Here is a 14,244-nt window from a genome sequence, read left to right as displayed (position 1 = left end):
CCAGTCGAAGACAGGGGCCCCAACAGAGAGAAATACGAAAAGTATTTCGTCGATCAAAGCAAGTTGGGGTGCTGAGACGGCACCCTAGGAAAGCGAAGCCATTCAATACGAAGTATTGTGAAAATAGAGAACAGCAGCAAGATATTTTCTAATTGAAAATGATCTTACTGCTGTTTTTCTGAGATTTATGTCCCAGCCTCTCTCAATTTTTATCTATTATGTTTAATTTAACTGAACTTTTAACAATTTTAATGCCTGTACGACGTAGTGACGTAGCTGAACACCCATTTTAAAATCTGTAACCGATTCGGGCATATCTATAAATGTGTTAAACATGGCTGTCACATGATAGTTCGCAAATAAATCAAATTTATCGCTTGTTGCACAAATAGCTATCGCTGGTTTTTGATGCTTTTCTGCAAGTTCTGCAATACGAATCGTTGTAGTTTCCATTAGACGATCTTCTTCTTTCAAGCCTTCTCCAAAAATAATTAAGTCTGCTTGCTCAATTAACTGATCTAAATGTGTAATTTGATCAACAAGTTCGTGACTCGTTACAATTTCGGCATCATATAAACCTTTCAAGATACCAGCTATCCCTCCACCGGCACCACCACGTTCTATTGGGCCAATTGCTATTTTTAATTCATTTTTAATAAGTTCCCCTAAGTACCAAATCAAATTATCCACTTCAACTGCTGTTTCTCTAGAGATTCCTAGTGTTTGATATGATTGCATTATTTCACTATTCTTACCATATAGTCTGCTTGAAAAATCAGACATAACTTGAATGTTCACTTCTGCAAGTTTATCATTAACAGCTGTCAAATCCATATGTCTAATATATTTAATTATTTGTGCACCTTTTGTTACATCAAGCGGCTGTGCCTCATCATCATAAAACGTTGCCCCTAACGCTTGAAGCATGCCGATGCCACCATCAAAGCAATCGAGTCCTCCTAGTGAGATAACAAGATGTTTTGAGCCATTATCTAGCGCAGTATTTATCATTTCACCGAGCCCATAACTTGTTCGTGCAGTAATTGGCTTTTTCCCTTTTACAAATAAGCTACCTTCTATAACTGTCGTTCCTTGCTCTGTTTGCCCATATACACTTTCAACCTCATTCATATCCGCATCGTGTACATTAAGTCGATATTTAGTGCCTGATTGCCATAAAAAAACCGAGTCCATAAGTTCATGACGTCCATTAAATAATGGGACTTGTACAATATCTGCATCACTAATTTCACTGGCAACCGCTTCTTCTACATAACGGTTTGCCTGATAACTTGAAATGATATCTTTAAATTCATCCATAGCTACTAATACTCTCATCAACAATCACCTCATTAATTCTTTCAAAATCTGTATGTCAATCACTTTCGTTTCTCATCTAACATGATTAATATTTATTATCAACGTCCATTATACATAGCATACCATCTTTTTTCATATTATAAGAAAAAGAGCGGGTAAAAGTCGGTTATGACTTTATCTTCCCGCCCCGAAGTATCATTTTTATCGTTTAACTACATTTTAGATTGCTATAACTTCAAATTTATTATTCTTCTGCTTGAGCTAAAGAGGACACGTTAATATCTCGATGACTCGCATTCCACACCGCTTTGCCATCAACAAAATAAAACGCTTGTGGTGATTCGTGTTTCACTTGTGTTTTGTCAGCAATATAATCAGATAATTTTCTTTCTTCTTGCACAATTAAATAATAACCGTCCATATCTCTTTCATATAAAAACTTATTGAACTGATCATAAGCATTTGCAGATATTGGACATGTGTTACTGTGTTTCAATACAAATACGTATTTATTGTCTTCTAGTACCTGCTCAAACTGGTCAATCGAACTCAGCTTTATAGCCATTCTATTCACCTCTAAAATTTTATCATTTTGTGTAAGTTCATTGATTTCATTTTCATTAATTACTCGATTAAACTACTCAGTGGGTTCAATTATACACATTATATAAGATGTTGTTAACCAATATTTATTAATTTGCATATATTAATAATGTAATATAACAACTTAATGCTGTTTCTGCTTTAATCTTTGATAAAAGTCGTCATCAAGTTTACTTAGGTCTTTACCCTCTTTCGGCAGTTGCTCAACATTAATTTTTTTAATTTGATTACTTAACTTAATTGTAGTGACACGCGTTTCGTAGTAATTTTGTAAACTATAATACATTTCAATGGCATTTTTACGTGCACTATTGACATTTTTGTCAGTAATATTCGTTTGATTAATATCTAGAATTTGCTTTTTAATTAATGGAATAATATGACGATCTACCTCGTCTTCTGGATGTGCTTTTTGACTATTATTCAAATATTTTTTGGCAGCATTCTTTAAGTCCTCGTTGTTATTTTCTAGTTTTAGCGTTAATTGCTTGGCATCTTCTTGATTTTGAGCATTTTTTATATCTTCTTCAACTTTAGAACGTTTCTTCTCAAATACTTTTGTATAGTCTAAAATCTCTTCATTGGCTTTTATAGATTTATTACACAATTCTATGAAATCCATTAATTCATTTATTTTAGCGCGTTTCTGTTTAACTGTCGCTAAGTAATCTTTCTTTAATGTTTTGGCTTCTTTAGTCTTTGCTGGGGTGGATTTCGCTAATTTTTCATATTTTTCAAATGTAGGCAAAAGATGTCGATGCATATCTTTTTGTAATATTTCAAAATCCTTTTTATTTTTATCGGTTGTATCAGTATTACTTAATTGTTCGATTTGTTTTAATTGGATGCTATCCATCACTTTTTCAACATCTTCTTGTTTAGCTTCTGCAGGTGCTAAGTCTTTTTCAAATTGCTTGGCTGCAGATTGTTTATCGTTGCTACATGAAACGAGCAATAAACAGCATAAGATAATAGAAATAACGGTAAATTTTCTCATATTTGCACTCCTATCAACAAACATTATACAGAAAGCTATTTATAAAGAAAATAAATTATGTTATATTATGGCAGAATTTGACTTTACAAGCCAGGGGAGCTCGCCATGTACGCACAAGTCCAACCATTCATACAAGATACTCAAATGTTAAACGATTTTGCTCATCGGTACAAACAAACGAAAGAAATATTATTTCAATTACTTGATTCACCCGTTCAATTCACACAGCATATTGGTGGCACACGCCATATGAAGTACCCTACTGAACCTATTTTAGATATTTTAGTAGGCGTAGAAAATTTACATCAAATTACTGCTTTAGATGAAAAAAGATTAAACTATGTTGGATTCTATCGTTTGCATCATGCTTATCATAAAAAAGTGATGATGGCTCAATTTAATAATTTGACTGAATTAAAACAAATCAGTCGTCTACATATTATTCAGATGTCTCACCCTATTTTCAAGCAATATCAAACAATTGACCATTTATTAGAGACAGATATTTCATTTGCAACACAATTTGCTAGCTATAAAGAACAGATTATCTCACAACAAACAAGCATTAGAAGTTATGAAGCGCAAAAAGAGGCATTTTTTATACATATGACTCAACATAGAAATTACAAGTTATAAGTGTAGGTAGATTTCTGTAATTATATGCTAAAAGTAGCGTCTATTTTTCAAGCAATTCAATTATAAAGTTGCTATAATAAACATTAGATTATAGAAGTAAGGAAAGGATGTACTTATTTTGAGTCAGGAAGACATCTTAACGGATTTACAGAAGCTCGTACCACGTGACATTATCAAAATAAACGAGCCACTTAAGCATTACACTTATACTAAAACGGGCGGTAATGCTGATTTTTATTTATCTCCAACTAAGAACGAAGAAGTTCAAGCCATAGTTCGCTATGCAAGACAGCATGATATTCCAGTTACATATTTAGGTAATGGTTCAAACATTATCATTCGTGAAGGAGGTATTCGTGGCATTGTCATTAGTTTGTTGTCATTAAACCATATTGCTGTTTCTGATGATGCCATTATTGCTGGTAGTGGTGCAGCGATTATTGATGTATCTAAAGCTGCAAGAGATCATGCTCTAACTGGTCTAGAATTTGCTTGCGGTATTCCTGGTTCCATTGGCGGCGCTGTCTATATGAACGCTGGTGCTTATGGTGGGGAAGTTAAAGATTGCATCGATTACGCTCTATGTGTAAATGAGCAGGGTGATTTACTTAAATTTACCAACCAAGAATTAGAACTTGATTATCGAAACAGTATTGTGCAACAACAACATTTAGTTGTACTAGAAGCTGCTTTTACTTTAGCGCCAGGACAATTAGATGATATACAAGCTAAAATGGACGATTTAACTGAACGTCGTGAAAGTAAACAGCCATTAGAATATCCTTCTTGCGGCAGTGTTTTCCAACGTCCACCAGGACATTTTGCTGGTAAGTTGATCCAAGATTCTAATCTTCAAGGTCATAGAATTGGTGGTGTTGAAGTGTCTAAAAAGCACGCTGGCTTTATGGTTAACGTAGATAATGGCACTGCCACAGATTATGAAAATTTAATTCATCATGTTCAACAAGTGGTCAAAGAAAAATTTGATGTAGAGTTGCACCGTGAAGTACGTATTATTGGTGATCCTCCTGACAAACATTAAAATGTCGAGGTGACCTTATTATGCCAATTGTATACGGTTCAATTGTAGATCATGAAACAAGATGCATTCACTATCATACACAATTAGACATTATTGCAATTAAATTCAAATGCTGCCAAAAATATTACCCGTGCTATCAATGCCATAATGAGCATGAGCTTCATGAAATTGAACGCTGGCCTGAACACGAATTTGATATTAAGGCAGTAATGTGTGGCGTGTGTCGGCATGAAATGACAATTAATAAATATATGTTGATTGAAAACTGTCCACAATGTAGCGCCCACTTTAATAATCGTTGTAAATTTCATTATCATTTGTATTTCGTAATATAAGGCTTTATATCCCTCTGTTGCTTAACAAATTGAATATTAAAACTGTATCACTCAGATAAGAATCTGGAACATTATTAATTTTTAAGCTATGAACTAAATATTGGCCATAGTTGACTGGATTGAAAATACGCTGATACCAAGTTTATTTCAATCCTAGTCAACCTTGCCAAGGCGGGACTATGAATTCATTATAAATGTTGTCCCGCTCCCCATTTATCACTTAATCAAATTAACAAAGTACTTTCATACAAATCAATCGCATCATTTTATAAATACTCAATGTAAGCGAGAATGAAAATTTAAAATCACATAACAAGACAATCTTAATTTTACAAAAAATGATGGCATCAATAACAAAAAACGGCAATCTCTATTTTATTTCAATAGAAATTGTCGTTTTTGTTTAAATTGGAATTGATTTAAATTCCAGATATTATTGGTTATACATTAGCTAAACAAGATGTCTTGAAATTTAGGATACCTTTATAGTCATTTTTATTTTTCTACTTGATCTAATATATGGTTTAAGGCCTCGATTTGTTTAATCGTTGTTGTTGTACCACCAGCACTAAAGTACCATAATTTAGGATCAACTTCATATACATGACCTGATTTGATAGCTTTAACATGTTTAATAACATCATTTTTTAGTACCTGTTTGGCTGATGATTTACCGCTAACAACTGAACCTCTATCCATAGCTAAAATAATATCAGGATCTTTTGAAGTTATATATTCATTATTAATATTTTGACCATGTGGACTTGCTTTAACATGTTGATCTGCCGGTTTAAATCCTAATGTGTTAAATAGTAAATCACCAAAGCGTCCACCTGGACCAAATGTTGATAATTCACCTTCATTTACTAATAGATACATCAATGATTTATCTGTTTTTGCTGTACGTTTTTTCGTATCTGCAATTTTTTTATCTAATTCGTCATTTAATGCTTTGGCTTTATCTTCTTTACCGTAAATTTTACCTAAATCTGTAGTTACTTTTTTCATATCTTGTAAATAATTTTTTTCACTAGAACCTACATAAACAATTTTGGCATTCGGCGCTGCTTTTTTAAATTCATCTAAGTTTTTTTGACTTGCCGTACGTCCAGAAATATAAATGACATCTGGTTTTGCTTGTGCGACTCTATCAAAATTAACTTCTTTCATTTTACCAGTGTTGATGTATTTATCATCTTTAAATTCTGATAAAAATTGTGGTACTGATGACACACCTTCACCTTTAGGTAACGCTTTAATCGTATCTTGCACACCAAATGCTTTCATCAAATCCACTGCAGCATAATCAAATACAACTGCACGTTTTGGATTTTTAGGCACTTCTACTGTGTCTTTAATTGTTTTAGCATCACTACCATCTTGTTTCTCTCCGCGTGCTTTATAATTGTTAACTATTTTAACAGTGTCTTTTGTATTTGATGACTTAGCATCTGAGCTTTTATTTCCACTATCTTTACCACATGCCGCTAATACTAAGACAATACTCAAAATTAAAAATAAGATGCTTTTTCTCATAGCTGTATTTCTCCTTTTAATACAATAAATTTCACGTCTTGTTTGCATTCTGTCGTCTTTAGTTCTATTAGATTAAGTCATAGGTACCCCTCCCACTATAAATTTTATGATTACTATATTTTAGAAAGTAAGTCATCATTATTAAAATAAAGACAAATTTTTTGTCCTCTAATTTCTTCAATCGCAACTGACATATCATATAATCGATTCAATATATGGCTGTCGATAACTTGATCTTTAACGCCCTCTTTTATTACATAACCATCTTTCAATGCAATAATATAATCTGAATAACATGATGCAAAATTAATGTCATGTAAGACGATGACGATTGTTTTATTAAAATCACGGCATAGGCGTTTTAACGTTTGCATAATTTGTACTGAATGTTTCATATCTAAGTTATTAAGTGGTTCATCTAATAAAATATAATCCGTGTCTTGAGCAATTGTCATTGCGATATAGGCACGTTGTCGTTGCCCACCTGACAATGCTTTTATATTACGGTCTCGAATGTGTTGTAAATTTAATAATTTAATGGCTGATTCCACATGCTCCATATCGTCTTTATTTAAGCGCCCTTTACAATACGGAAAACGTCCAAACTGAACTAACTGCTCAACTGTAATATTCATATCCGTATGGTTTGATTGCTTTAATATGCTTAACTTTTTTGCTAAGTCGTTATGATTAAAGTCTTTGATTGCATGACCTTCTATGACAATTTCACCTTGATCATGCTTAACAATTCGACTTATCGCTGATAATAATGTACTTTTCCCAGCGCCATTGGGACCGATTAATGAAGTTAATTTTCCACGTTGAATTGTCACTGTAATATCATGTAAAATCTCTTTCCCTTGTATAGATTGCGTTACGTTTTTCACTTCAATCATGACGACTGTCTCCTTTTCATTAAAAGATAAATAAAGTAACTACCACCAACTAAATCAATAATAATGCTGACTTCTGACGTAGCATCAAATAAGTTTTCAACGATCCATTCTGCAACGAATAAGCCAATCCAACTTAAACATATTGTTACTGGAATCAATATTTTATGTTTGTAAGTACGCATATATTCATGTGCAAGGTTTACTGTTAATAGACCTAAAAAAGTGATTGGTCCAACTAATGCAGTTGAAATAGATACCAACATACATACCAAAATGAGTACACCACGGATCACACGTTCATAATTAATACCTAGGTTAATTGCTTGTGCTCTACCTAGAAGTAGTACATCTAAGTATGCTGCACTTCTATACGCAACTACTACAAGCACAATAAGAAAGACGCCTGATAGCCAAACTAATGTCGTATTAGAACCATTAAAATTAGCGAACATCGCACTTTGAACAGCTAAAAATGCATCAGGATCCATGATTAGTTGAATGAAATTCGTAATACTACGGAAAAAGGTTCCTAAAACAAAGCCAACCAACAGAATGAAATAAACTGAAAAGTGACCTAATTTGAAAATACCTTCAAATAATATTAATGAAAACACAACCATTGTCATGAGTGTGATCGCAAAGTTAAGATAGATGTTTGTTTGAATCTCAGATTGTATACCAAATAAAAATACTGGTAAAACTTTGACAAATAGATATACAGAATCCAAACCCATGATAGAAGGTGTTAATAAACGATTTCGCGTAATAGCTTGAAATAATACCACTGCTGTACCAATTGAACCACCAACCAATAAAATTAAAAGCGCTTTACGTAAACGACTTTGAAATTGATAATCAAAAATATCAGGGTCTAAACCAACAAACAAATAAAATATTGCAGCAATTATCGTAATTCCAATCAGTAGGATTAATTTTTTATTCAAGCTCATTAGCATAATTTTTCCTACCTTTCATTAATAGGATTAAAAAGATAATGGTTCCAAAGACACCTATTGTTAACCCAATATTGATTTCATATGGAAAAACGATTAAACGACCAATAATATCAGAAATAAGCACAAAACAAGCGCCTAATAACATCGTATGTGGCAAGGTATTCTTTAAATGATCTCCTCTATAAATAGAGATAATATTAGGAACGATTAAGCCTAAAAATGGTAACGTACCGACAGTTACAACGACTAAGGCAGTCATCGTTGCAGTAATAAAAAGCGCGATATTAACCATTAATTCATAATTCACTCCCAAATTATGACTAAATTCTTTACCCATACCGACAATTGTAAAATACTGTGCAAACGCATAAGTCACTATTAAAAGTGGAATACTTAAATATAACACTTCATAACGTCCACTTGTAATAATGGCAAAATTACCATTTAGCCAATTACCTATACTTTGTACCGCATTGGTCCTTAACGCAATAAACGTTGTAAAACTAGACACAATACCACCTAACATAATGCCAAGCAACGGTATAAAAATAACTTCTTTCACCTGTATAAGGGATACTAATTTTACAAACAAAGCAGTACCAATTAAGCTGCAACCTACTGCAAACAATAGTTTTAACATAATTGGACTTTCAGGAAAGACAGTAAGTGAGATTAAAATACCTAATTTTGCCCATTCCATAGTTCCGGCCGTCGTTGGACTCACAAATTTATTTTGCATCATATGTTGCATCATTAAACCTGCTAGTGCTATAGAACTACCAGAGATTAAAATACTCACGGTTCGTGGTATACGACTTGAAATCAAAATATTTATCTGTTCTGAAGACAGATGAAAAATATCCGTTAAAGCAAGTTTACTCACACCGACAAATAACGACACGATAGTTAAGATGATGACAAGGGTCACTAACACATAGCTTTTCAATAAAAATTTCATTTTCATTAACCCCAACGTATATATTGAATGCGATAATGATAATCATTATCATTTATTATATTATCGCCCACTACCTTATTTGGCAATACTTATTTTAGAATATTCTGAAATTTATACTTATATTTATAGAAAACCTGTTGTATTTAATTAAAAAAGTGGACGTAAATGCCTTCAACCAATTGTCTGCCCACTTTATTATTTTTCTTAAATGAAGACCTATTATGACTAAGTCAAGTCCTCCTGCCCCTTGTTTATTCATCAAACTGACACTCGAGCAAAAGTCAAAATATCACTCATCAACTCAGATTGAGTAAATTCAGAATGAATGTAGATATATAAGCATTTTAGGACGCTATGATACAACGTCTGGACAAATTGTTACGACTCATGTGACAAAGCACATGATATTCAAGATTAGCTGAAGGTATAGACTCGTAAGAAAGCAAACCAATATTACAAATTATTGTAAATAGAACAGCCAGTAAATGAATTTATAAGAAAACTCATTTACTGGCTAATTTTTCTAGGAATGATATCCCCACTTCAACCATTATGGATAATTATTTTTGTGCTTTATCTAATACTTTATTTAGCTCATCAATTTGTTTAATTGTTGTAGAAGTTGAACCAGAACTGAAGTACCATAATTTTGGATCTAATTCAAAGACATTATCTTCTTTGACTGCTTTAACATCTTTAATGACATCATTACCTAACACTTGTTTAGCAGTTGATTTACCACCAACAACAGAACCTCTATCCATCGCTAAAATAATTTCAGGATCTTTCTTAGTTATATATTCATTATTTACATTTTGACCATGTGGGCTTGGTTTAACATCTTTATCTGCTGGTTTAAATCCTAATGTGTCAAAGATTAAGCCACCAAAACGTCCACCAGGACCGAATGTTGATAACTCTCCCTCATTTACTAATAAATACATTGTTGATTTATTTACTTTTTTTGCTTTAGTTTTGACGTCAGCAATCTTATCGTCTAATTTTTTGTTTAAATCTTTTGCTTTGTCTTCTTTATTGTAGATTTTACCTAAATTTGTTGTTACTTTTTTCATGTCATTCACATAATTTTTCTCACTAGCACCAACATAAACAACTTTCGCTTTTGGTGCTGCCTTTTTAAATTCATCTAAATTCTTTTGGCTTGCTGTTCTTCCAGAAATATAAATGACATCTGGTTTAGCCGCAGCAATTTTATCAAAATTAACTTCTTTTAAGTTACCTGTATTCTCGTATTTATCTGATTTAAATTCATCTAAAAATTTTGGTAATGAAGCATTATTTTCACCTTTCGGCAAACCTTTAATTTGATCTTCTACACCAAATTCTTTTAATGTATCGAGCGCACCGTAATCTAAAACAATAGCTTTTTTAGGATTTTTAGGAACTTTTACTGTGTTTTTTACTTTTTTAGCGTCACTACCATCTCTTTTATCGCCTTGTGCTTCAAAATTATTATTAATTTTCACTGTGCCTTTTGATTCGCCACTCTTTGTTTCTGAATCTTTAGATTGATTACCACATGCAGCTAGCACTAAGACTAAACTTAAGATTAAAAATAAAACTGTTTTTTTCATTTTATATATAACTCCTAACGTTTTAATATTTATTGTTGAATTATAAAGCTATTTTTAATGATTAAAGCTTAATACTTCAATGGTATCCCCTCCTTATTTTGCTCTAGTATTGATAATTAAGTGACATCTTCTACTAATTGTTCATCAAAATAAAGACAAATTCGTTGTCCTTTAATACTTTCAATCGCAACATTCATATCATAAAGTTCTTGTAATACCTCTTTTTGAATTACGGCATCCTTTTCATCAGCTTTAACTAATTCACCATCTTTTAAGGCAATAATGTTATCAGAATAGCAAGAGGCAAAGTTAATATCATGTAGGACAATAACAATCGTTTTATTTAATTCACGACATAACCGACGCAGTGTTTGCATTATTTGAACTGAGTGTTTCATATCCAAATTATTTAAAGGTTCATCTAATAATATGTAGTCAGTATTTTGAGCAATGGTCATTGCAATATATGCACGTTGTCGTTGTCCACCAGATAATGTTTTTAAGTCTCGCTGACGTATATCTTCTAAATGTAATAAATTTATTGCATAATCGACTTGTTCATAGTCAGCTTCTTTCATTCGACCTTTTGAATATGGAAATCGTCCAAAATTGACAAGTTGTTCTACAGTGATGTTCATGTCAGTATGGTTTGTTTGCTTTAATATACTTAATTTCTGTGCTAAAAGATTTTTTCTATATGCAGCAATATCAATATCCTCTAATTCTATTGCACCGCTATCGTGTTCGATAATTCGACTAATCGCTGATAACAAGGTGCTTTTTCCAGCACCATTAGGTCCGATAAGTGATGTTAGACGGCCCTTTTGAATATCAACTGATATATCTTTTAATATTGCTTTACCTTGAATCGATTGCGTCATATTTTTTATCCGGATCAATTTGTATTTCTCCTTTTTATTAATAAGTAGATAAAATAACTACCTCCAATGAGATCGATGATAAGACTGACTTCAGTAGTCGCTTCAAATAAGTTTTCAACTATCCATTGTGCAACAAACAAGCTTATCCACCCCATCAATATGGTAGCTGGTAAAATATATTTATGTTGAAAAGTTTTCATAAATTCATGTGCCAAATTTACCGTTAGTAATCCTAGAAAAGTAATAGGACCAACAAGAGCCGTAGATATAGAAACTAATAAAGCCACTAGAATAAGCAACAATCGTGTTACCCTTGAATAATTTACACCTAAGTTCATTGCTTGTGCCCTGCCAAGCAGTAAGACATCTAAATAAGGTAAAATAACAATGATAACAATGACTAGCGTGCACAATAAAATAGCTGAGCCAATGACTAAATTAGAATTAGATGCATCAAAATTTGCAAACATCGCACTTTGTACTGCTAAAAATGAATCAGGATCCATAATTAACTGAATAAAGCTTGTAATACTTCTAAAAAATGTCCCTAAAATAACGCCAACTAGCAGAATAAAATAAACTGAGAAATTGCCCACTTTAAACATAAACTGAAACAAGATTAAGGCAAATAACACCATTCCCACGAGAGTGAGTGCAAAGTTTAAATAAATATTCGTCACAAATTGTGATTGTGCACCTAATAAAAAGATTGGTATAACTTTGGCAAATAAATAGACACTATCCAGTCCCATAATTGAAGGTGTCAACAAGCGATTTCTCGTAATTGCTTGAAAGACAACTACTGACGTACCAATCGCACCACCTACCAAAATAATTAAAATAAATTTACGAAAACGACTTTGAAACTGATAGTCAAAAATCTCATAATCTAGACCAACAAATAAATAGAATAAAGCCGCAATTACTGTGACACCAATAAGTGCGCACAGCTTTTTATTCAAAGTCATTTGCATAATTTTTCCTACCTTTCATTAATAAGACAAGGAAAATCACTGTGCCAAAGACGCCAATCGTTAAGCCAATATTTATTTCAAATTGATAAACAATCAGTCGTCCTATGATATCTGAAAACAACACAAAACATGCGCCTAACATCATTGTATGTGGGAGCGCGTTTTTCAAATGATCCCCGCGATATATTGAGATGATATTGGGAACAATAAGTCCAAGAAAAGGTAGTGTTCCCACTGTAACAACTACAAGTGCTGTAATACTAGCCGTAATAAATAATGCAATTCGAACAATCTGTTCATAATTCACACCTAAATTGTGGCTAAAGTCCTTACCCATACCAGCAATGGTAAAATGATTGGCAAAGATATATGTAATGATTAATAGTGGAATGCTTAAATATAAAATTTCATAACGCCCACTCGTGATAATGGCAAAATTCCCATTAAGCCAGTTACCAATGCTCTGTACTGCGTTTGTTCTTAAAGCAATAAATGTCGTAAAACTAGACACTATGCCACCCAACATAATACCAAGTAAAGGTACAAATATAACTTCCTTCACTCTTATCATCTCGATTAATTTTACAAATAAAAAAGTTCCAAAAAGGCTACATAAAACGGCAAAAGCAAGTTTCAGTAAGATATGTCCTTGAGGAAAGCAAACGAGAGAGATAAGTATACCTAGCTTTGCCCACTCCATCGTACCTGCAGTTGTGGGACTAACAAATTTATTTTGCATCATTTGCTGCATAATTAAGCCAGCTAATGCTAATGTACTACCAGAAATCAGTATACTTACTGTCCGAGGTATACGGCTCGAAAGCAGTATGTTTAACTGTTCTTTTGTTAAATGAAAGATATCAGTAATTGATAATTGGCTAACGCCAACAAACAATGAAATGATTGACATTATCACTAAACAAATAAGCAGTGTATAGCCTTTTAATAGCAATTTCATTTCCTACATGCTCCTTCAATAATCTACAAATGCTCGCGAAGATAAACCCTTCGACAATGATAATCATTATCATTTATTACTATCTTATCGTTTATAAATATGTTTTTCAATATGTTTTTTTATTTTTGATATTAATCAAAACTACAGATAAATTGGTTAAATCTATTAGTTATTTTGTTATAACAATTATGATATTTAAATAGCTGAGTAAATTATGATTAATGATTGGCAGCCATAGTAGCGGATTGTTTTGATTAGACGTTAATATGCAACTGACAAATTGTCATGGTATTGAAGCTTCACATAAAAAAACAAACCCAACGATTAGTCAGGTTTGTTCATTAGCATATCTTATTTGCTATTATCTTTTAATTTTCAAAAATGAAATCTTCGTCACGTAACGCTTCAACATTTAATGCTAATGTGTAGCCATCACCTTTAACTGAGAAGAAGTCATGATTTTTAGTCGTTGTGTCTAAGGCATTTTCAATAATTGGATTAAAATCTTTTTCCTCAAAGTAAGGATCAAATCCCAAGTTTGATAATGCTTTATTACC

14 protein-coding genes and 1 pseudogene are annotated in these 14,244 nt (G+C 32.5%); 3 read left to right on the top strand and 12 right to left on the bottom strand.

Annotated elements, in window-relative coordinates:
* Nucleotides 1–222 precede the first annotated feature (222 nt).
* The 3 genes from HMPREF3267_RS09245 to HMPREF3267_RS09235 form a co-directional block, all read right to left on the bottom strand.
* Nucleotides 223–1,338: a glycerate kinase gene (locus HMPREF3267_RS09245; RefSeq protein WP_062078659.1), complete on the bottom strand. Its 1,116-nt coding sequence runs from the start codon at nucleotides 1,336–1,338 to the stop codon at nucleotides 223–225.
* A 226-nt stretch (nucleotides 1,339–1,564) separates the two neighbouring features.
* Nucleotides 1,565–1,885: a bacillithiol system redox-active protein YtxJ gene (gene ytxJ, locus HMPREF3267_RS09240; RefSeq protein ID WP_002459728.1), complete on the bottom strand. Its 321-nt coding sequence runs from the start codon at nucleotides 1,883–1,885 to the stop codon at nucleotides 1,565–1,567.
* 162 nt (nucleotides 1,886–2,047) lie between these two features.
* The gene (locus HMPREF3267_RS09235; RefSeq protein WP_012990938.1) at nucleotides 2,048–2,920 is read right to left on the bottom strand and encodes an EMYY motif lipoprotein; all 873 of its coding nucleotides are present in this window, start codon (nucleotides 2,918–2,920) and stop codon (nucleotides 2,048–2,050) included.
* A gap of 105 nt (nucleotides 2,921–3,025) precedes the next feature.
* On the opposite strand from HMPREF3267_RS09235, the gene HMPREF3267_RS09230 reads away from it, so the two are divergent.
* From HMPREF3267_RS09230 to HMPREF3267_RS09220, 3 genes are all read left to right on the top strand, one after another.
* Nucleotides 3,026–3,556: a GrpB family protein gene (locus tag HMPREF3267_RS09230; protein ID WP_002459730.1), complete on the top strand. Its 531-nt coding sequence runs from the start codon at nucleotides 3,026–3,028 to the stop codon at nucleotides 3,554–3,556.
* Nucleotides 3,557–3,671: 115 nt separating this feature from the next.
* On the top strand, nucleotides 3,672–4,598 hold the full coding sequence (murB, locus tag HMPREF3267_RS09225) for a UDP-N-acetylmuramate dehydrogenase (protein WP_037540664.1): 927 nt from the start codon (nucleotides 3,672–3,674) through the stop codon (nucleotides 4,596–4,598).
* A gap of 20 nt (nucleotides 4,599–4,618) precedes the next feature.
* The gene (locus HMPREF3267_RS09220) at nucleotides 4,619–4,933 is read left to right on the top strand and encodes a CHY zinc finger protein (RefSeq protein WP_002459732.1); all 315 of its coding nucleotides are present in this window, start codon (nucleotides 4,619–4,621) and stop codon (nucleotides 4,931–4,933) included.
* Nucleotides 4,934–5,428: 495 nt separating this feature from the next.
* Here the strand turns inward: HMPREF3267_RS09220 and HMPREF3267_RS09215 are convergent, their stop codons facing one another.
* From HMPREF3267_RS09215 to HMPREF3267_RS12785, 9 genes and pseudogenes are all read right to left on the bottom strand, one after another.
* Nucleotides 5,429–6,469, bottom strand: coding sequence for a ferrated catecholamine ABC transporter substrate-binding lipoprotein SstD (locus HMPREF3267_RS09215; RefSeq protein WP_002459733.1), 1,041 nt, complete (start codon nucleotides 6,467–6,469; stop codon nucleotides 5,429–5,431).
* 113 nt (nucleotides 6,470–6,582) lie between these two features.
* Nucleotides 6,583–7,365, bottom strand: coding sequence for an iron ABC transporter ATP-binding protein (locus tag HMPREF3267_RS09210; protein WP_002479350.1), 783 nt, complete (start codon nucleotides 7,363–7,365; stop codon nucleotides 6,583–6,585).
* The gene (locus HMPREF3267_RS09205) at nucleotides 7,362–8,321 is read right to left on the bottom strand and encodes an iron chelate uptake ABC transporter family permease subunit (protein WP_062078657.1); all 960 of its coding nucleotides are present in this window, start codon (nucleotides 8,319–8,321) and stop codon (nucleotides 7,362–7,364) included. Before HMPREF3267_RS09205 ends, HMPREF3267_RS09210 begins: the two co-directional genes overlap by 4 nt.
* Nucleotides 8,302–9,279: an ABC transporter permease gene (locus tag HMPREF3267_RS09200; RefSeq protein ID WP_002492143.1), complete on the bottom strand. Its 978-nt coding sequence runs from the start codon at nucleotides 9,277–9,279 to the stop codon at nucleotides 8,302–8,304. Before HMPREF3267_RS09200 ends, HMPREF3267_RS09205 begins: the two co-directional genes overlap by 20 nt.
* 560 nt (nucleotides 9,280–9,839) lie before the next feature.
* The gene (locus HMPREF3267_RS09195; protein WP_037544784.1) at nucleotides 9,840–10,874 is read right to left on the bottom strand and encodes a ferrated catecholamine ABC transporter substrate-binding lipoprotein SstD; all 1,035 of its coding nucleotides are present in this window, start codon (nucleotides 10,872–10,874) and stop codon (nucleotides 9,840–9,842) included.
* A gap of 116 nt (nucleotides 10,875–10,990) precedes the next feature.
* Nucleotides 10,991–11,773, bottom strand: a complete 783-nt coding sequence (locus tag HMPREF3267_RS09190; protein WP_062078655.1) for an iron ABC transporter ATP-binding protein — start codon at nucleotides 11,771–11,773, stop codon at nucleotides 10,991–10,993.
* Nucleotides 11,770–12,729: an iron chelate uptake ABC transporter family permease subunit gene (locus HMPREF3267_RS09185; RefSeq protein ID WP_002459739.1), complete on the bottom strand. Its 960-nt coding sequence runs from the start codon at nucleotides 12,727–12,729 to the stop codon at nucleotides 11,770–11,772. The genes HMPREF3267_RS09190 and HMPREF3267_RS09185 overlap by 4 nt, the downstream gene beginning before the upstream one ends.
* A complete protein-coding gene (locus HMPREF3267_RS09180; protein WP_070823847.1) occupies nucleotides 12,710–13,687 on the bottom strand; it encodes an ABC transporter permease in 978 nt (325 codons plus the stop codon). Before HMPREF3267_RS09180 ends, HMPREF3267_RS09185 begins: the two co-directional genes overlap by 20 nt.
* Before the next feature lie 368 nt (nucleotides 13,688–14,055).
* Nucleotides 14,056–14,244, bottom strand: a pseudogene (locus HMPREF3267_RS12785) (ribonucleotide-diphosphate reductase subunit beta); the annotation flags it as partial.

The organism is Staphylococcus sp. HMSC62D11 (assembly GCF_001839145.1).
In the GTDB taxonomy this organism is placed as follows: domain Bacteria; phylum Bacillota; class Bacilli; order Staphylococcales; family Staphylococcaceae; genus Staphylococcus; species Staphylococcus lugdunensis.
The sequence above is the reverse complement of the archived record's forward strand: the minus strand, read 5'-3'. Positions and strand labels throughout refer to the sequence as shown.